Source organism: Spirosoma luteum DSM 19990, assembly GCF_000374065.1.
Lineage (GTDB): Bacteria > Bacteroidota > Bacteroidia > Cytophagales > Spirosomataceae > Spirosoma > Spirosoma luteum.
The window spans coordinates 151176-170442 of the sequence record NZ_KB893313.1; the positions used below are offsets into that span (position 1 = coordinate 151176).

General features: G+C 51.2%; 16 protein-coding genes and 1 pseudogene. 12 read left to right on the forward strand and 5 right to left on the reverse strand.

The annotated features are described in order from the left end of the window. Positions 1-212 precede the first annotated feature (212 nt). From B156_RS0128515 to B156_RS0128570, 12 genes are all read left to right on the forward strand, one after another. Positions 213-632: an ester cyclase gene (locus tag B156_RS0128515; RefSeq protein ID WP_018623229.1), complete on the forward strand. Its 420-nt coding sequence runs from the start codon at positions 213-215 to the stop codon at positions 630-632. Between the two features lie 432 nt (positions 633-1064). Continuing rightward, a complete protein-coding gene (gene topA, locus B156_RS0128520) occupies positions 1065-3749 on the forward strand; it encodes a type I DNA topoisomerase (protein ID WP_018623230.1) in 2685 nt (894 codons plus the stop codon). A 500-nt stretch (positions 3750-4249) separates the two neighbouring features. Then, positions 4250-4840, forward strand: a complete 591-nt coding sequence (locus B156_RS0128525) for an HD domain-containing protein (protein ID WP_018623231.1) — start codon at positions 4250-4252, stop codon at positions 4838-4840. Positions 4841-5038: 198 nt separating this feature from the next. After that, positions 5039-5449: a hypothetical protein gene (locus tag B156_RS32025; protein ID WP_026261124.1), complete on the forward strand. Its 411-nt coding sequence runs from the start codon at positions 5039-5041 to the stop codon at positions 5447-5449. A 45-nt stretch (positions 5450-5494) separates the two neighbouring features. Next, positions 5495-6151, forward strand: coding sequence for a DMP19 family protein (locus tag B156_RS0128535; protein ID WP_245563887.1), 657 nt, complete (start codon positions 5495-5497; stop codon positions 6149-6151). 38 nt (positions 6152-6189) lie between these two features. Further along, on the forward strand, positions 6190-6873 hold the full coding sequence (locus B156_RS0128540; protein WP_018623234.1) for an SIR2 family NAD-dependent protein deacylase: 684 nt from the start codon (positions 6190-6192) through the stop codon (positions 6871-6873). Between the two features lie 90 nt (positions 6874-6963). After that, entirely contained in the window at positions 6964-7431 is a 468-nt protein-coding gene (locus B156_RS0128545; protein WP_018623235.1) for a DUF3347 domain-containing protein, read from the forward strand. A gap of 293 nt (positions 7432-7724) precedes the next feature. Beyond that, positions 7725-8114: a hypothetical protein gene (locus B156_RS31875; RefSeq protein WP_026261125.1), complete on the forward strand. Its 390-nt coding sequence runs from the start codon at positions 7725-7727 to the stop codon at positions 8112-8114. Further along, positions 8081-8218 carry a hypothetical protein gene (locus B156_RS32725; protein ID WP_425423323.1) on the forward strand — a complete coding sequence of 46 codons (138 nt, stop codon included), beginning with the start codon at positions 8081-8083 and terminating at the stop codon, positions 8216-8218. The genes B156_RS31875 and B156_RS32725 overlap by 34 nt, the downstream gene beginning before the upstream one ends. A gap of 11 nt (positions 8219-8229) precedes the next feature. Continuing rightward, a complete protein-coding gene (locus B156_RS30665; RefSeq protein ID WP_018623237.1) occupies positions 8230-8628 on the forward strand; it encodes a hypothetical protein in 399 nt (132 codons plus the stop codon). An 89-nt stretch (positions 8629-8717) separates the two neighbouring features. Then, positions 8718-9761 carry an LLM class flavin-dependent oxidoreductase gene (locus B156_RS0128565; protein WP_018623238.1) on the forward strand — a complete coding sequence of 348 codons (1044 nt, stop codon included), beginning with the start codon at positions 8718-8720 and terminating at the stop codon, positions 9759-9761. 94 nt (positions 9762-9855) lie between these two features. Continuing rightward, positions 9856-10641: a DUF3050 domain-containing protein gene (locus B156_RS0128570; protein WP_018623239.1), complete on the forward strand. Its 786-nt coding sequence runs from the start codon at positions 9856-9858 to the stop codon at positions 10639-10641. 192 nt (positions 10642-10833) lie between these two features. Here the strand turns inward: B156_RS0128570 and B156_RS0128575 are convergent, their stop codons facing one another. From B156_RS0128575 to B156_RS0128595, 5 genes and pseudogenes are all read right to left on the reverse strand, one after another. After that, the gene (locus B156_RS0128575; protein ID WP_211211259.1) at positions 10834-11511 is read right to left on the reverse strand and encodes a response regulator; all 678 of its coding nucleotides are present in this window, start codon (positions 11509-11511) and stop codon (positions 10834-10836) included. A 735-nt stretch (positions 11512-12246) separates the two neighbouring features. Beyond that, positions 12247-15249 carry a VPS10 domain-containing protein gene (locus tag B156_RS0128580; RefSeq protein ID WP_018623241.1) on the reverse strand — a complete coding sequence of 1001 codons (3003 nt, stop codon included), beginning with the start codon at positions 15247-15249 and terminating at the stop codon, positions 12247-12249. A gap of 44 nt (positions 15250-15293) precedes the next feature. Next, a complete protein-coding gene (locus B156_RS0128585) occupies positions 15294-16085 on the reverse strand; it encodes a penicillin-binding transpeptidase domain-containing protein (RefSeq protein ID WP_018623242.1) in 792 nt (263 codons plus the stop codon). A 32-nt stretch (positions 16086-16117) separates the two neighbouring features. Then, positions 16118-17454: pseudogene (locus B156_RS30170) on the reverse strand (TldD/PmbA family protein). A 93-nt stretch (positions 17455-17547) separates the two neighbouring features. Further along, a complete protein-coding gene (locus tag B156_RS0128595; RefSeq protein WP_026261127.1) occupies positions 17548-19188 on the reverse strand; it encodes a TldD/PmbA family protein in 1641 nt (546 codons plus the stop codon). Positions 19189-19267 lie beyond the last annotated feature (79 nt).

The window sequence follows — 19267 nt, forward strand, 5'->3', positions numbered from 1 at the left end:
ATTGTAGAAAAAAAACTGTCAATAATGGCGAACAGGTGCCTAAGAAACGGGCCAAATACGTAACTGGTAAGCTGGCGCATCAACGCTACCCGCCCGATAATTTACCAGACTAACCACGATACGGCAAACCCGTTAAATCTGGCAGCCTTCAAAACACAATTCCGAACAGGCAGTTGTATTTGTTCATACAAACAAGTTAAAAACAACAGCTGATGAGCAATGAACAGAATATAAATGCCCAGAAGAAATTTGGTGAAGCCGTTAACACAGGAAATCTAGAGTCGATACGCAATCTGGTAGCCAGTGACTCTGTCGATCATGACCCAGCTCCCGGCCAGGTTGCCGGTCCGGAAGGATACATCAAATTTTTCACGATGATGCGCACCGCCTTTCCGGATTTTAAACTGGAGGTAGAGCAATTAGTGGCCGATGACGATAATGTAGCCTTCGCTTATACTGCGACGGGTACCCACAAGGGTGATTTTATGGGCATTGCCCCAACCGGCAAATCAGTCAGATTTCGCGGATTGCAGATCAGCAAGTTTAAAAATGGTAAGATGGTAGAACGCTGGGGTAGCTCGGATGAACTGGGTATTCTGAAGCAACTGGGTGTTGCTCCCGTCAACGCCTGATCAAATCAGGCATCCCAGACCTCCCGTACAGCTGTCCTGGGCACATCGCTCAGGACAGTTGTGCGTTCGAGGATAAGCAGCAGTAAACCGGACTTCAGATGCTCATAGCAAGCTGATAGATGGGGCGGGCCACATCCGAAAATCAGTGTTTTCCTATCCCGCCAGCTACGGGTTCAAATACATTTCTATTCAGTCGAAAGGCGAGTCTTCATGTACCCGAAAAACAAGGCTAATCCGGTCGTACATACGTTTTTGGTATAGAACAACCGAACGATGCAGCTACACATGGTGTTATAAATATATAACCAATCTCCGCCATTCTTTTTGCCGTATACACCTTATGTAGTTGCATAAGTCTATGCTTTTGCGTCTATATTTGGCCGATTCGTAGTCAAGTGGCAGCGGAAACAGTTTCAACCTGAACACCATATTATGTCGAAAAACTTAGTCATTGTGGAGTCGCCGGCAAAGGCGAAGACCATAGAAGGCTATCTCGGAAAAGACTTTACCGTGAAGTCCAGTTTTGGACACGTCCGTGATCTGCCCAAAGATGGGATGGCCGTTGACGTGACCAATGGCTTCAAACCTTCGTACGAAATTTCGCCTGATAAAAAGAAGTTGGTTAGTGAACTAAAGGCACTCGCCAAGTCATCTGATGAAGTATGGCTGGCAACGGATGATGACCGCGAAGGGGAAGCCATCTCGTGGCACCTGAAAGAAGCCCTCGGTCTGCGCGACAATACCAAGCGGATTGTCTTCCGCGAAATTACCAAGACGGCCATCCAGAATGCGATTAAATCACCCCGCACCATCGATGTCGATTTAGTGAACGCCCAGCAGGCCCGTCGCGTGCTGGACCGGCTGGTGGGCTATGAACTATCCCCGGTGCTGTGGCGCAAAATTAAAGGGGGCAGCACGGGCCTGTCGGCCGGACGGGTGCAGTCGGTAGCGTTGCGGCTGGTGGTAGAACGGGAACGCGAAATCGACCAGCACAATTCGAAATCGTCCTTTAAGGTAACGGCGCAGTTTATTGTGGATGGCAATAAAGTCCTGAACGCCGAAATCCCCAAAAACTTTCCCGTTGCCGGTGATGCCCGCGCGTTTCTGGAAGCCTGCATTGGCGCAACGTTCACCATTAAAAACCTGGAGACACGCCCGGCCAAAAAATCACCCGCGCCCCCCTTTACAACTTCTACTCTACAACAAGAATCCTCCCGCAAACTCGGCTATTCGGTAGACCGTACCATGCGGATTGCGCAAAACCTCTACGAAGCCGGTAAGATTTCGTACATGCGGACGGACTCGATTAACCTCTCGGAAGAAGCGGTTGGAAAAGCCGTTGCTGAAATCAGTACCGAGTTTGGTCAGCAGTACGTGCAGACGAGGCATTTCAAGAATAAGAACGAATCGGCGCAGGAAGCCCACGAAGCCATCCGCCCCACCAACTTCAATGACCGCAACGCCGGGGGTGACCGCGACCAGAAACGGTTGTACGAACTCATCTGGAAACGCGCCATTGCCTCCCAAATGGCCGACGCCCAACTGGAACGGACTACCGTGACGATTGGCATTGGCAACATGAAAACCGCTGGTGCCGGTAAGTCAACCCCAAGTTCGCCGGATGACAGCCCGTTTGCCGAAACAGTCAGTCAAACGCAATCGGCAAACTTCCCAACGGAGTTGATTGCCCAGGGCGAAGTCATCAAATTCGACGGGTTCCTGAAAGTGTACCTGGAATCGAAAGATGATGAGGACGACGAAGATGCCAAAGGCATGCTTCCCCCGCTCACCATCGGGCAGAAACTGGATTTGGGTCAGATGAAAGCGACCGAAAAATTTACCCGTCCGCAACCGCGTTACGCCGAGGCATCGCTGGTGAAAAAACTGGAAGAAATGGGTATCGGTCGTCCGTCTACCTACGCCCCTACCATCTCCACCATCGTGAACCGGGGTTATGTAGTGAAGCAGGATAAGCCCGGTCAGGAGCGCACGTATATCGAGTACACGCTCCGGCAAAACAACGTCAGCGAAACCAGCGGAAAGGAAACCTTCGGGTCTGAAAAAGCCAAGTTGTTCCCGACCAACACGGGTATCGTGGTCAATGATTTTCTGGTCGAATACTTCCCCGACATTGTAGACTATAAGTTTACGGCAACGGTAGAGAAGGAATTTGACGAGATTGCCGATGGCCGCATGAACTGGCAGACCATGCTCCAGAGTTTTTATGGCGATTTTCACAAAAACATTGAAGTCATTCAGGGCTCCTCCGTCGTATCGTTCAAAACGGGCGAACGGGTGCTGGGCGTCGACCCGCGTTCGGGCAAGAAAATATCCGCCCGGCTGGGAAAATACGGTGCCTACGCCCAAATTGGGGAGTCGACCGATGACGAGAAACCCCAGTACGCTAACCTGCGCGAGGGTCAGTTGATTGAAACCATCTCGTTACAGGATGCGCTGGATTTGTTCTCGCTGCCCCGCGAAGTGGGTTTCTTCGAAGACAAACCCATGACCATTGGCATCGGTAAGTTTGGCCCGTACGTGAAGCACGACAGTAAGTTCGTTTCGCTGACCAAAGAGGATGACCCTTTTACAATCGACGCCCAGCGGGCTACGGAGCTTATTACCCAGAAACGGGCGGAAGCCGTTAGTGAAGCCATCGGCGATTACGAAGGCAAACCCGTTTCAACCGGCAAGGGTCGTTTTGGCCCTTACGTGAAGTTCGAGGACAAATACATCTCTATCCCGCGCAACGAAAGCCTGGCGGGTATGACGCTGGCACGGGCCATTGAGTTGATTGACGCCAAACGGGTATCGGAGGCCAATAAATACATTAAGGAATTCCCGGAGAATCCGGCCATTAAAGTTATGAATGGACAGTATGGTCCGTATTTGGCGGTGGGCAAACGCAACGTTAAAATCCCAAAAGATGTAGACGCGGCCAGCCTGACCCTCGAAGACTGTCTGAAGCTGGCAGGCGACGACCCAACTCCGTCTAAAGTAACGGCCAAAAAAGGCGCCAAAACTGCACCCGCAACCAAAGCCCCTGCTAAAACGAAAGCCACCACAGCCGCACTTAAGAAGGCAACCACAACCCGAAAGGCAGTGGCGAAGAAGTAATTAGACCGATTTCCGCTATGACTTCGTAACGGGAACCGCTTTGTTCATCCGATAAAAAAGACCTTCTTGCTGGAAGGTCTTTTTTATGTCAGTCCTCTGGCATCATTTTAACGAATTAGTATCTTGTGCTGATTTATAGCTTCTGGTATTGTATAGGACGCAATGAATTGGTTACGAAACATAAGTTATAAAAAGGCACAACAAAAACTATAAGTAACTGACAATTTGACGATTGAAGTTTCGCAGTTTGGCGCACCATAACAGGATGGGTGCAAAGTCCATGAAGTCTTGTTCGGTGGGTTTCGTGCGCTATGCAGCGCATCCTGGTACTCAGGTTTGAATTTCCATTTTCGGAGTGCGTCTAACAAAGCGAATACACCAGCTTGCAGGTTTGACTTTCATTTCCGGGTATTCGGTTGACGAGTTGAACTCCCCATTGGTCGAAAAGAGTTATCCGCGTAGTTTTGTCTGGCAGGCATGTAAATCAATTGTAAACGAGAATGAAAACTGACAACCTTTTGAAGCAGATCGATTTCATCAAAGAAATTGACAAACTCAAATATATACAGCGCAAAACCAGGTTGTTCAACAGCAACAGGCATGAAAACGACGCCGAACATAGCTGGCATTTAGCCATGATGACTATTGTTTTATCAGCGCATTCAGATGTTCCTATTGACGTGTTGAAAGTCATTAAAATGGTTTTGATTCATGATATCGTAGAGATTGATGCAGGCGATACATTTATATACGACACGCAAAAGAATCACACAAATACCCAGGAAGAGTTAGCTGCTGCAAAGCGAATATTTGGACTATTACCCCAGGAGCAAGCGGATGAATTTATTGCTATCTGGGAAGAGTTTGAGGAAGGATTAACGGATGAAGCGAAATTTGCCAAAGCAATGGACAGGTTTGAACCACTGCTACAAAATACGTCAAATGATGGTGGGACTTGGGTAGAATTTGATGTGAGATACCAAAAGGTATATGATAAGAAAAAGGCTATCAAGAATGGTTCAGCTACCATTTGGAACTACGCGGAGCACTTAATCAACCAAAGTGTTGCCAGTGGCATACTAAAAAAGTAACCACTCCAGTTTCCGTCGACAGGAAACCTGTCCTGACGAAGCGTCTCCAGTCCCGTCAGGTGAAGTTTACATTACCTGACGGGACATCATTCATTTTCTGATTAGTGAAATGCCCTCCCCACCCGAAGGGCATTTGTTTGTCGCAGCGTTAAAAATTCCTCCTTAATATGCCGCCCGAACCAATCGCTACCGGCCTGTTTGCATGAAATACCTGCTGCTTTTCTTCCTATTACCCTCCCCTACTTTTGCCCAAACAGCCGACTATCAGTACAACCTTATTCCTTTTCCCGCCCAGTTTTCCGGTCAGGCGGGTCAGTTCGCCCTTACCCCTGCTACCCGCATTGTGATAACCCCAGCCAGAAACCCCGCTGTTCGGGCCTGGGTAAACGCTTCCCACCCACCTCGGTCGACATTGCTCTCTCCAAAGACGGGAGCGATTTTAAAGAGGCTTTTACCCAGCCCATCACGTATGACATGACCGGCCCCTGGGCCATTCTGCCGGTAGTGGCCGATTTCAAAACGGCCCGCGCCCGCTACTGGCCAAAAACGCGGGCAACTTCCCCGCCGGAACCCCAATGCCGGGCAAAAAACCTACTTCGCTACGGATGAAATTGTCGTGGAATAATCGTATATTGAGTGAGTAGCAGGAAGCGTATGCCAACGTATAGAAAGCTCATAACAGTAATACTTCTCATTTCACAATTAATGGTGTCTGGCTGTTCGGAACAGCGCAACAAGGATACCTCAAGCCGTAGAACTGACACCATGAACGCAGCAATAATCAAGTCGGTTGACGTTTTCAAAAACAGACCGATTTACAGCAAATTAACAGCCGGAATTGTTGCTGCCACACCTGATAGTACGCTGCTGCAAACTGTGTTTGACAATTTAAGTACAAAGTTACCCAGGGATCAACAGCATGACTATGAGACCGTTATGAGCTGGACAAAACCGCAGCAGGCTATTTACATTAGCTGGGTGTTAGAAGCGGAAGTGAATAATGGAGGATTTAATCAATACTATTTTAACCAAAGTGGACAATTCGCGGACTTGACACCCGATGCGCTGACCCTCGTTGGTGCAATGAGATTGGCAAATTTAGCCCTCAGAGCCAATGAGATTTATAAAACGAATAAGGAACAAATAATCAGGTATCAGGATGGTTCGCTGGAAGGTTTTGCCAAATCATACGACGACAACCCATTAGGCACAATTGACGACGAGTTTTATGACCTGCAGGGGAAAGAAAACTTGCAGAAACTCCAGATTGCCTACATAAGAAGCCACGTAGCGTACTTTATCGATAAATAAGAAACTACCTCTAAATCAATACAGGCCTTACCAATCCTATGAAAAAAATTGTTGTTTTATCCGGCGCGGGCATCAGTGCGGAAAGTGGTATTCCAACTTTCCGAGCATCGGATGGCCTGTGGGAAAACCACCGGATTGAGGATGTTGCCACGCCCGAAGCCTGGGAGCGTAACCCAACGCTGGTGCAGGACTTCTATAATCAGCGCCGGAAACAGGCTCTTAGTGTTCAGCCCAATGCGGGGCACCTGGCCCTGGTGAAGCTGGAAGCCCAATACGACGTGACTATCATTACCCAAAACGTCGATAACCTGCACGAAAAAGCAGGTTCGTCCAGGGTAATTCACCTACACGGCGAACTAGCCAAGTCGCGTTCCTCTGTTGATGAAACGCTTATTTACGACATCGACGGCTGGGAGATCAAAATGGGGGATAGCTGCGAAAAAGGGGGGCAGCTGCGTCCGCACATCGTTTGGTTCGGCGAGGCCGTACCCATGATGGATATAGCTGCGTCTGTAACTCAGGAGGCCGACATTTTTATCGTAGTGGGAACGTCGCTGAACGTATACCCAGCTGCGGGCCTGGTCTTTGCGGTTCAAAAAGGCGTTCCCATTTACGTGGTTGACCCGTACAGTCCCGAAATACAAAAGCGGGCCAACATAACATTCATCGCCGAACCTGCTACCATTGGCCTGACGCAGCTGGCGGATCAGTTACTGCGTTAACTGCTTCAAGGAAAGCAATTTCAACCCATCCCGGCGTAATATGCGTGGAGCAGTCGGGGCCTTTTTTCACTAACAATCGTTAATAACCTAATGAACACCAACCGTTTATTTCTGCTTATTTTGGGTCTGTTCCTGTTTTCCGTTGCCGCTTCGGCTCAGTCGACTGCCCCCGCGCTTAAGGCTTACTATGGCGTGAAGAATGCGCTGGTAGCTACCGATGGGACAAAAGCCAAAACACAGGCAACAACCCTGGTCAACGCCCTCGGCAAAGTGCCCGTAGCTACCCTCAGAGCAACTGATAAAAAGGTCCTCGCTTCAGCTAGAACCAGCGCACTGATCATCAGTAAAACGGTCGATGTAGCCGCCCAGCGCACAGCATTTAAGGTCCTGTCGACCAACATGATTGCCCTGGCCAAAGCAACCAAACCCGCTAAGACCTATGTGCAGTATTGCCCCATGGTGAAGGCATCGTGGCTTAGCGAAAGCAGAAACGTAAAGAATCCCTACTACGGCAACGATATGCTGACCTGCGGTAGCACCAGGGAAGTAATCGAGTAATTTGTAACCCATTCAATACGCACACTTCGCTATCGTATCGGAAGCGATTTTCTGCGCCTGCCCGTGCTACATTATTGAAAAAAATAACTACAGGCGGAATAAAATAACCATCTTTTCAATAGTATCCATAAATAATATTGCTAATCAACTTATTTTCAGAATTTACATCTGTCTGTTTTGAATATTGACAGGCTGTTGGGCATATTTGACTACAGGACTTAGATTTAGGTATATTACCCAACTAACTAATCACAATAAAAAGTACGTTTTACACGCTGGCTGTGGTTTGCATCATGGGGTGTTCCATTGTAAACGCCAAACCCAAACAGCCAGGTTGGAAAGCCGTGGAGGACGAAACCAGGCAGCATTTTCAGGCTATACTGCGGATGAATACCAGTGACCCGCCGGGGACTGAAGCACCGGTTGTTGACTACCTGATATCGGTTTTACAAAAAGAAGGTATCGACGTTCAGACATTTGCCCTCGACCCGAATCGCCCCAACCTGGTCGCCCGTTTGAAGGGAACCGGCAAAAAGCGCCCGTTACTCATTAGGGCCCATACTGATATGGTCAATCTGGATTCGACCCTTTGCCGTACCCGCCCTTCTCCGCTACGCGTAAAGATGGCTGCGTGTACGGCAGAGGGTCTGTGGATGATAAGGACAATACAGCTACGGACCTGATGGTCATGCTGTTGCTGAAACGGTCGAATGCTACGCTGGACCGCAACGTACTATTTCTGGCGGAAGCCGGTGAGGAAAGAAACGTAAAGTTCGGCCCTGACTAACGGGGTCAAAAATGACTGCCAGCGATAGAAGCCGAGTATTGTTTTGCGGAAGGGAGCGGGGTGCCGCACACCGGTGGAAAATCCAGTACGTCACGGTTGCCACGACCGAAAAGATTCCACGCGGAGCCAAACTGGTGGCAAAAGGTATATCGGGACATGGGTCCGTTCCGTTGCAGCGTAATGCCGTTGTCCATCTGGCGCAGGCAGTTGCCAAAGTGGCGGCCTGGCAAACGCCTACGCGCCTTAATGAGACAACTAAAACGTTTTTTAAACGGCTCGCTGGAATCAATCAACCCGAAGATGCAGGCCGATACCAGGCGTTACTACGTGGCAACAATGCCGAATCGGCGCAGGCCTATCTGGCAGTGAAGGAGCCCCGGGCAGGTAGTAAAAAGAGCCTATACGGATAACTAGCCGTCTGCGTCCTGGTTTACCAGTTCTGAACTCCTGGCGGCCTCTGTACGGTTAAGGTAAAAACTACTATTAACCGAAAGCAGCTATGGAGATTGGCATTGATAGCTTTGCGTCCGTGGCGCCGGATGGCAGCAATAGCCCGACAATTGAAGGCCACGAAGCCATGGGGCAGCTACTCGACCGCATCGAACGGGCAGACCAGGTTGGCCTGGATGTGTTTGGCATTGGCGAACACCACCGCGAAGAATTTCTGGACTCCGCACCAGCCCTTATTCTGGCCGCAGCCGCAGCCCGCACCCGGCGCATTCGGTTGACCAGTGCGGTAACCGTATTGAGTGCCGCCGACCCGGTACGTGTATTTCAAAACTTCGCGACCCTCGATCTCATCTCCGGCGGGCGGGCCGAAATGGTGGTTGGTCGTGGCTCGTTTACCGAAGCCTTTCCGCTTTTTGGCCTCAAACTGGCCGACTACGACAGTCTCTTCGCCGAAAAACTCGACCTGCTGCTCACCATCCGGGAGAGCGAGCACGTCCACTGGTCGGGCCGACACCGTCCCGCACTGACGGGGCAGGGCATTTACCCGCGTCCTGTGCAATCCCGGATACCCATCTGGCTGGGCGTGGGTGGTACCCCCCAATCGTTTGTTCGGGCGGGTACGCTGGGCCTGCCGCTGATGGTAGCCGTCATTGGGGGCGAAACACACCGGTTTCGGCCGTTGATCGATATGTACCGGGAAGCGGGCCGACGCGCCGGGCATTCACCGGAGCAGTTGAAAGTAGGCCTGCATTCCCTGGGTTACGTGGCCAGCACAACGGAGGAGGCTATGAACGACTATTTTCCTGGCTATGCCGAAACTTTTACCCGTATTGGGAAAGAACGGGGCTGGCCGCCCGTCACCCGGTACCATTTCAATGAGCAGGTGGGCGACCGGGGCGCATTACTGGTCGGAAACCCGGACGAAGTAGCCCGTAAAATCCAACGTCACAGCGAGGCACTGGGTGGCATCGACCGGCTGACGTTTCAGATGGATAATGCTGCCCTGCCGCACGAAAAACTGTTGCAGTCCATTAACCTGATTGGTACCCGTATTATCCCGTTACTCACCCAGCCCGACGGAGCCAGAAAATAAAAGATAGCCCCTTTCGGGTCAGAACAAATGACAAACAATTCGTTATTCATTCGATAGCTGGACAAACAGCCTGGTGAAGCACGACAAACAATCCATGAATCAACAAATTGACCGTATACAAAAGGCCATTGAGCCTTTGCGGCAACAAATCATCAATCACAAGGTATATTCAGTAATCGAGGATGTCGATGACCTGAGGATTTTCATGCAGCACCACGTTTTTGCCGTGTGGGATTTCATGTCGCTGCTGAAAGCGCTACAGAATAAACTCACCTGCACGAGTGTCCCCTGGTTTCCGACGGGGAATGCCGATACGCGCTACCTGATCAATGAGATTGTGGCGGGTGAAGAATCCGATGTCGATAGCAATGGGGAGCGGAAAAGCCATTTTGAGTTATACCTGGAAGCCATGCAGCAGTGTGGGGCCGACACAAACCAAATGGGTCTGTTTACCAAAACGCTACAGCAAACGGGCGATCTGGGGCGTGCGTTCAACGAGTCCGGGACACCCCAATCCGCCCGCGATTTCGTCAATTATACCTTCGACGTCATCAACAGCGACAAAGCATATTTGCAGGCAGCTATTTTCACCTTCGGCCGGGAAGACCTGATTCCGGGTATGTTTCTGTCTATTGTAGATGACATGCACCGGAAATTCCCGGACAGTATCGCTATTTTCAAGTATTACCTGGAGCGCCACATCGAAGTAGATGGCGACCATCATAGCCACCTTGCCCTGCAAATGACGGCCAGCCTGTGCGGCACCAACGAGCAGTTCTGGCAGGAGGCTGAGGAGGCCACCCGCCTGTCGCTTCTGCAACGGATTTCCCTTTGGGATGGGGTCTACGCACAGTTGAAGCAGAAAACAGAAGCCGAATAACGTCGATAGCAGCGCAGGTACCGGCTATCGGCTGAATCCTGCGCTGCTATTTTTTTACAACTAGTACCTTTCATATCGGAGCGAATGCAAAGTTTAGCCCCGTCCTTTCACAACTAATTTAGCAGAAACAAATCCTTTCTTTTTTAGATACTGAGTGTTTTTAACGTTTGCTCATACTGCCCACCAATAGCCCTATTCCTCTTTCAGCATATACCCCATACCGATAACCGTATGGATAAGTTTTTTGGGGAAGTCTTTATCAATTTTTTTGCGCAGAAAGTTCACATAAACGTCGATTACGTTCGTGCCCGTGTCGAAATGAATATCCCATACTTTTTCGGCAATATCTATCCGCGAAACGACGCGGCCCCGGTTACGCATCAGAAATTCAAGCAGACCAAATTCTTTAGCGGTCAGCTCTATACGTTTATCACTCCGACGGGCTACTTTTTCATTCAAGTCCAGTTCCAGATCGGCCACTTTCAGCACGTTTGTCTGCATACCGGCGTCATTGCTCCGTTTGGTAAGTGCCCGCAACCGGGCCATAAGTTCTCTGAATTCAAAAGGCTTCACCAGGTAATCATCCGCACCCGCTTCAAAACCAGTAAGTTTATTATCCACCGATCCCATTGCCGTTAGCATCAGCACGGGCGTACGGTTTTTTTCCTGACGGATTGACTGAACCACATCAAAACCGTTCATCTTGGGCAGATTGACATCCATCACAATCACGTCGTAGCTATTGTTCAGGGCCATTGTACGACCAATCTGACCATCGAAAGCCACATCTACTTCGCAGGATTGCTCTTCCAGCCCTTTCTTTACGAACGAGGCCAATTTAGGCTCGTCTTCCACCACCAGGATTTTCATATCGGCAACATACATAGCTATCTTCTGATTTAAAAACGGTCGATTAAAATAGTAGTTGAAAAGCAACCTGATAGGGAGTTATTTCGGTCAGTAGCAATAATAGGCATTGCTTTTTTCAAGCCCTCAAGGTCGGCTCAGTGTATTAAAAGAGTTTGAAAACAGGGTTAAAAGGCTGTTAAAGTCAGCGAGAAAACAGGAAGTTGAAACTAATTTAAGAACAAAAAAGCCGTCCCGAATATCGGGGCGGCTTTCCGCTTCTATCCACACCATTTCAAGACTGACGACCGGGAGGCCGCCGAATCTTGATGTTCAACCTTCCCTTTGTAAAAGGATTGTTATGCGAAACTACGCAATTTCTTTTAAATCAAATAAAATAGCCACTTTTTTTTTGATATTTATGCCCACCAGATCGCTCCATTCATTACGCTAACACACTGGCAAATAAATAGGTCAATGTGTTTTTAATTAAAACGAAAAATACGTCTCTAAAATTATTTAACGCCTATAAAATAGTCGTCTTTTACCCTTCACTCAGACGTTACCGATGGAATGAATAGAAACTAAAGGTAAAGACAAAGAGGGTTGCCGTAATCAACTCACCGATAACAACAATAGCCAGTGTCTTAGCCGTTATCGACCTTACACTCGCCTTTATTGGTTTGCGTAGCGGCTTTGCCACGGACAGTAAATCCGGCCTAATCCGTAGTCAACAAACATCCTTTAACTACCCGAGGATTATTGCTTTAGTCCGCTCTTCAACGCAGACCATGCCTGAACGGCCTTTTTTAGCGAAACCTGCGCCTGCCCAACGGCAGCAATGGCCTGCGTAGTGGCGGGCATATCAGTATCCTGCAACACGCCGAACAAGGCGCTGAACGTACGATTCATCCCGGCCAGGCTGGTCTGCGTAGCGGCAACGCCCTTTTTCTGGTCGTCGGTTTTCGCCTGATCCGCCATAGTTCTGGCTTCCTGCTGCATGAGCATTACCTGCTTCCGCCCCTCGTATACCAACAGCGACAGGTCATGCTGCTGCTTCAGCGAAGCCATACTTGTTTTTACGCGCGGGTCCATCGTAATGGTCAGTGGCTGGGCGTACGTTTTTCCGTTCACGGTCAGTTTTACCATGTAGGTTCCCGGCATTACCCAGGGCGATGTGGGTTCGGGGGCGGTTTGATGGTAGGTAGCGGCAATGGGGTAAGCCGGGGGTAAATTCAATGGGGGATAGTGCATGTCCCACATGAACCGGTGCGCCCCGGCCTCACCCGACAGTAGCTGCTGCGGACGAATCCAGTAAGCGGGCAGGTTGACGTCGGGAATGGTATAGGATTTCTCATCACTGCTGTACCGGCGTACCAGTTTACCGGCCGCATCCGTAATCTCCAGCGTCACCGGCGACGTGGCCTTATCCCGGATGTAATAGTTAATCATGGCTCCATCAGGTGGATTCTGTCCGGCTGGCTCTTCCGGTGGCAGGGGGGTATCGGGGTTCATATTCCAGCGAACGCGCCAGGCCCGTTGTGGTTTAAAAAGCACCGTTCCGCCAGTTTCCATAGTGGGGTCAGCCTGACGCAGGGGCGTAATGTCGTCCAGAATCCAGAACGACCGGCCGTGGGTGCCGACCACAATATCATCATCTTTTATAACCAGGTCGCGGATAGAAGTAGCGGGCATGTTGTGCCGGAGTGACTGCCAGTGGTTACCATCATCGAATGAAACGTACACGGCGGTTTCGGAACCGGCAAAAAGCAGTCCCTTCCGAATAGGGTCTTCACGCACAGTATTGATCGGGTCAGTAGCGGGCAGGCCGGTTACAATTTCCTCCCAGCTTTTGCCCCCGTTGTGGGTGCGGTAAATGTGGGGCTTCAGGTCGTCGCAGCGGATGCGGTTCACGGCGGCATAAGCAGTGTTGACATCGAAATGGCTGGCGTCCATCAGCGAGACTTTGCTCCACGAGCCAACGCCCGCCGGGGTCACGTTTTTCCAGGTCTTACCGCCGTCACGAGTCACCTGAATGTACCCATCATCCGTACCCGCCCAGATGGTGTTGATATCTTTGGGCGAGGGAGCAATGGTATAGATAACGCCCCGGCGAGGCATGGTTTTCATGGCGTCGGTTCGGTATACGCCCACGCTTTCGGGAATGTCGGGATAGGTTTCGCGGGTCAGATCGGGGCTGATAACCTGCCATGAGTTGCCACCGTTCTGCGTTTTGAATAGCACATTCCCCGCAAAATAGAGCGTTTTGGGGTCAACGGGCGAAAACAGCACCGGGGCCGTTCGCACAAAGCGGTAGCGGCCACTTCGCACGGCTTCGGGGGCGACGTTCTGCACCTGCCCGGTCCGTTTATCGAACTTCGTGACCTTACCCCCGTAAATGATATTCGGGTCCAGCGGGTCGGCGGCTACGTAGCCATACTCTTCCACCCCCACCGGATGCCACTCCCGGAACGTGACCTGCCCATCGTTTCCCCGACTGGCAATACCCACCGAGCCACTCTCCTGCTGACCACCCAGTACGTTGTACGGAAAACTAGTATCAGTGCTGACATGATAAAACTGGGCGGTAGGCTGATTGTACCACGAACTGAACGTCTGCCCACCGTTGACGGTGATAATAGCTCCCTGGTCACCTGCCAGCAATATGGTATTGGGGTCGTTGGGATTAATCCAGAGCCGGTGGTAATCGTCGCCACCGGGTGCGCCCCGGAAGTCGTTCCAGGTCTTGCCCCCGTCTTCGGATTTCCAGGCGGCTACATCGGCAATAAATACCACATCAGGATTAGTAGGATGCACTTTTACCTCGGCAAAATCGCTGCCCCGACCCCACAGCCGTTGGTCTTCGCTGAAACGCGTCCAGGTGGCACCAGCATCGTTGGAACGGTATACCCCGCCAAGCTCCGGTGCATCGACTGTAGCGTAGAGTCGGTTAGGTTCGCTGGGGGCAATGCAGAAACCGATGCGACCCAGTCCCTGCGCCACGGTGGGCAGGCCGTTCGTCAGTTTCTGCCAGGAGGTGCCACCATCGGTCGATTTATACAGACCACTTTCCGGTCCCTGCCACTCACCGTTCTCCCACGGCCCCTGCCGGGCGGCCCACAAATCGGCATACACGGTGCTCGGATTCGCTGGGTCTATGGTGACCTGCACGGCACCCGTGTTCTCATCTTTATATAACACCCGTTCCCAGGTTTTGCCGCCATCGGTCGTACGATAAACGCCCCGCTCGGTGTTAGGTCCGTACGGATGACCCAGCACGGCGGCAAAAACACGGTTTTCATTACTTGGGTCAACACTGATGCCGCCAATCTGCTGGCCCTCTTTCAGGCCCAGAAACGCCCAGGTCTTTCCCGCATCCGTGGATTTGTACATCCCCGTCCCAACCGACAAATCCGGGCGTTGCAGCCCTTCACCACTGGCCACGTAAATAACATTCGGGTTTGACGGTGCCACGGCAACATCGCCAATGGAGCCAGTGGGCTGATCGTCGAATATCGGGAACCAGGTGTGTCCGTAGTCCGTCGTTTTCCAGACACCCCCGTTGTTGACGCCGATGTAAAATACGTTGGGTTGTTGCGGTACACCCACCGCGCCTACAGTTCGCCCGCCCCGGTGCGGCCCAATCATTCGCCATTTCATGGCCTTGAACAGGTTAGGAGACACCAATTGCGCCTGAATGCTGGTCAGTGATAAGGAAAACAAGAACGCAGCGCAGAGTCGCTTTGCTGTAGAAAAGGCCATAATGGTGGTTTTGGTTGATGGCGAGACTGCTATTTCCTGCCTGATTATATACTGTTCAGTTGGCGCAGAATATCTTTCGTGATGGTTTTGCGGCAGGCTGCAAAGGCTGGATTGGGAGTCTTTCGATTCTTGATGAGCTGGGTTGCAAAAAAACAGGGCTTTCCCTGCTTCTCAACGTAACCAATCCACCAGCCGGTATCAACGCCCCCGTCCCGTGTCCAACCCGTTTTAGCGCGAATGACATAATTATCAGTCCTTTCTGTAACCATCAATCGTTTGACAATGGCCATGTTTCGACTAGAAAAAGGCAGCTTCCCGGCATACAGAGCTTTCAAAAAGGCAACCTGGTTCCTGGGAGAAATAGCAAATGGACCAAAATTCCAGAAATCAACCCCCTTTTCGGAAAGATTCCCGTTCCCGTACTGGCACTGCGTTAGGTAGTTTCGATAGCGGTCACGCCCGATTTTCTTCGCCAACTCGATATATACCCACCCTGCGGACTGCTCGAAGGCTTCTTTGATATTCATGTCGTGGTAAATCTCCGGACGGTACCCGTACAATACCGTATCAGCCTCACCTACCCACTTGACAAGGTCGTTTTCGTCCTGAATCACTCCGGTTTCCAGCGCAATTAACGAGTTAATAATTTTGAATGTCGATGCCGGAAGCGTCGCTCTCTGACTATCGGCTGAGTCACTGAACAGCCACGTCTTCTGTCCGTAATTGTAACTAGTTATACTACCGTTGATTTGACATTCCTGAAATGGTTTCTGCCAGTCTATCTGACCGAAAACGGTGAGTGGAGCGAGGAAAATAATGACCAAAAGTCGTTTCATGACAGTAATTACATTCGTTCACACCGTACCCGCTACACCGCATCTGACAAGCTGGTGAAGGTAAATTCCCGGATTTTCATCGGTGGAATCAGGTAATTCTGATCGGATTCGGTGCTGACCACGCGCTCCGGTTTGCCCAGCGCTTCGAGGTTGTTGAGCATGATGACCGGGCTCTCGTTGAACCGGAAGTTTTTTACCGGGTGCTTTATTTTACCGTTTTCAATGAAGAATGTCCCGTCGCGGGTGAGGCCGGTGAGCAGAATCGTTTGCGGGTCTACTTCCCGGATGTACCACAGTTTGGTAACCAGAATACCCCGCTGCGTGCTTTTAATCATGTCTTCCAGCGACTGTGTGCCACCCGCCATAATCACATTGTTGGGAGTGGGAACGGCTTTTTTTCCCTGCTTCTGCGCCCAGAAGCGCGAATAGGCCAGGTTCTTAACCACACCTTTCTCAATCCACATCGTTTTTTCCTGCGGTCGTCCATCCCCCGACCAGGGCGATGCGGGTAGCTCAGCATGGGTCGGGTCGGAATAAATTGTAACGCGCTCATCCACAATTTTGTCGCCCAGCCGGGACTTCCCCCCGTTTTGCTGAAGTACGACCGTCCTTCGTCGGCGGAGCGGGCATCCATGTTGAAGAAGATGTTTTCGAGCAGGACGGCAGCCGCCGTTGGTTCCAGAATGACCGTGTATTTACCCGGCTCGATGGCCCGCGCCTGGGCTGACCCCTGGGCTTTCAGCAACGCAATCCGGGTAGCCGCTGCGGTGTCCAGTTTCGTAAAATCGTTATAGCCCCGTGCTACATAGCCCGAGCCTTTGCCATCGTCGGTACGTACCGTGAGAGAGAAGTTGACATTGGTGCTGGGGTAGTAAGCGAATAACCCCTTGGAATTCATCATGGCCTCGTAGCCGTTTCTGTCGTCCATAAACCCGGCGCCGATGAGGTTGGCATCGCGGGTTAATTTCAAACTTTTTGCCACCGCATCGGCGCGTTTATCGGGCGTCAGGCTGGCAATGCTGTCGAAAAAGCCACTGGCTTTCAGGTACTGCTGCGGGGCCAGAACGCCCATGTATTCGGAATTTTCGGGGGCTAGCTGCGCTAACTCTTCCGAACGACGTACTACTTTCTCAAGCGAGGCATCGTCAAATTCAGTAATGGTAGCGGTGCCCACTTTCTTACCAAAGGCCGACTGCACGCCAAGAAGCTGGTTGGCCAGCGCACCACTGGTACTAACTTCATTACGGGCATAGCGGATATTACCACGCTCGGCCCCCGACAGATTAACCTCGCACGAATCGGCTTTCGAGTAACTGAGAACTTTGGTGAGCAGGGCTTTGGCTTCTGCTTCGGTGAGTATGATGGCCATGGGTGTAGGGGTTCTGGTATTCGGTTTTTGGTTTGCGGTTGACTGACGTATCAACAACTCTCGCGTCAGCCAACCGTAAACCATAAACCAAGATTATATTTTCCTCGCAGTATTGATAACATTGACGCCATTGAACCGGGTAGTTGAACTACCGTGCGACACGGCACTCGATTGTGGGGGTTGTCCCTTGCCATCGAAGAATGAGCCACCCAGCCGGTAATCCGACGCATCGCATACCTGTACGCACGAATTCCAGAACTCCTGCGTGTTCGACTGGTAGGCAACATCTTTCAGCATGCCCACAATCTGGCCGTCTTTGATTTCGTAGAACAACTGACCACCAAACTGGAAATTATACCGTTGCTGGTCGATGGAGAACGAGCCATCCCCGATGATGTAAATTCCCTTCTTCACATCCTTAATCATGTTGGCCACCGACAACGGCGTTTTACCCGCTTCCAGCGATACGTTGGCCATGCGCTGAAACTGAACCGAACTCCAGCTATCGGCGTAGCAGCAACCCTGCGAATGGTCTTCGTTGATGATATGCGCCTGGTCGCGGATGGCTTGATAGTTCACCAGTGTACCATTCCGCACCAAATCCCATTTCTGAGTTTTTACCCCTTCATCATCATACCCCACGGCACCCAGTGAACCCACCTGCGTTTTATCGGCAATGAGGTTCACCTGCTTGCTGCCGTAGTTAAAGTCTTTGGATTTCCATTTGTCCAGCGTGGCGAAACTGGTACCCGCAAAGTTAGCCTCGTAGCCCAGTACGCGGTCCAGTTCCAGCGGGTGGCCAACCGATTCGTGGATGGTGAGCCACAGGTGAGAAGGGTCAAGCACGAGGTCATACTTGCCCGCTTCCACCGATTTGGCCTTGTGCTTGGCGCGGGCCTGTTTAGCGGCTGCGGTAACGTCTTCCAGCATATCGTAGCCTTTGTTGTAACGGGTGGTGATGCCCGTTACTTTATCGGCGGGATTGCTTTGCAGGTACTCGTAGCCCATTCCCATCGGCGCGCTCAGGGCATTGCGGGTTTCAAACTTGCCGGTTTTAGGATCGATAGCCGTAACGTCGAAAATGGGCCAGATCCGATGAATATCCTGATCGGCGTAGGTGCCATCGGTCGAGGCAAAGTACTTTTGCTCATTCACCATGAACAGCACCGAGTTAACGAAATTAGCCCCGTTTTTCAGGGCGGCATCATTCACACCCAGTAACAGATCCACCTTCTCTTTGATGGGTACCTCAAACGCGTTACGCTTGATGGGAGCTTTCCAGCTTACCTCGCCAAACCCTTTCTGCGGAGCCAGCTGCACGGGCTCTTTCATCAGTTTGGCATTCGCTCTGGCAATGGCTACCGCCGTTTCGGCCGCTTTGGCGGTTTCGGCTTCACTTTTGGCATCGACCACGGCCGCAAAACCCCAGCAGCCGTCGGCAATCACCCGAACACCCACGCCATAGGATTCCGTATTGACAATGTTCTGCACTTTGTCTTCCCGAGTGATAACATACTGGTTGAGATAGCGCCCGATGCGCACATCGGTATAGGTAGCTCCTTTGCTTTTAGCCGCGTTCATGGCCGCATCGGCCAGCCGTTTCTTGATGGCTACGTCGAGGCCGGGTTCCAGCAGTTGCTCCGGGCTAACGGTCCGGGAAAAGGCGGGTAGGCTGGGCAGGACGATTCCCGCCGTTCCAAGGCCCATGAGTTGATTGAAAACGCGACGATTCAAGATAGTTTGAGGTTTATAGTTTGATTACGGTTTATGGTTTGAAGTTTGTGATTTATGGTTGGCTAACGCACGCAATTAG

Coding starts and splice junctions, on each gene's coding strand:
- B156_RS0128515 (WP_018623229.1), top strand. CDS start 213: ATGAGCAATGAACAGAATATAAATGCCCAGAAGAAATTTGGTGAAGCC.
- topA (WP_018623230.1), top strand. CDS start 1,065: ATGTCGAAAAACTTAGTCATTGTGGAGTCGCCGGCAAAGGCGAAGACC.
- B156_RS0128525 (WP_018623231.1), top strand. CDS start 4,250: ATGAAAACTGACAACCTTTTGAAGCAGATCGATTTCATCAAAGAAATT.
- B156_RS0128535 (WP_245563887.1), top strand. CDS start 5,495: ATGCCAACGTATAGAAAGCTCATAACAGTAATACTTCTCATTTCACAA.
- B156_RS0128540 (WP_018623234.1), top strand. CDS start 6,190: ATGAAAAAAATTGTTGTTTTATCCGGCGCGGGCATCAGTGCGGAAAGT.
- B156_RS0128545 (WP_018623235.1), top strand. CDS start 6,964: ATGAACACCAACCGTTTATTTCTGCTTATTTTGGGTCTGTTCCTGTTT.
- B156_RS31875 (WP_026261125.1), top strand. CDS start 7,725: ATGGGGTGTTCCATTGTAAACGCCAAACCCAAACAGCCAGGTTGGAAA.
- B156_RS30665 (WP_018623237.1), top strand. CDS start 8,230: ATGACTGCCAGCGATAGAAGCCGAGTATTGTTTTGCGGAAGGGAGCGG.
- B156_RS0128565 (WP_018623238.1), top strand. CDS start 8,718: ATGGAGATTGGCATTGATAGCTTTGCGTCCGTGGCGCCGGATGGCAGC.
- B156_RS0128570 (WP_018623239.1), top strand. CDS start 9,856: ATGAATCAACAAATTGACCGTATACAAAAGGCCATTGAGCCTTTGCGG.
- B156_RS0128575 (WP_211211259.1), bottom strand. CDS start 11,511: ATGAAAATCCTGGTGGTGGAAGACGAGCCTAAATTGGCCTCGTTCGTA.
- B156_RS0128580 (WP_018623241.1), bottom strand. CDS start 15,249: ATGGCCTTTTCTACAGCAAAGCGACTCTGCGCTGCGTTCTTGTTTTCC.
- B156_RS0128585 (WP_018623242.1), bottom strand. CDS start 16,085: ATGAAACGACTTTTGGTCATTATTTTCCTCGCTCCACTCACCGTTTTC.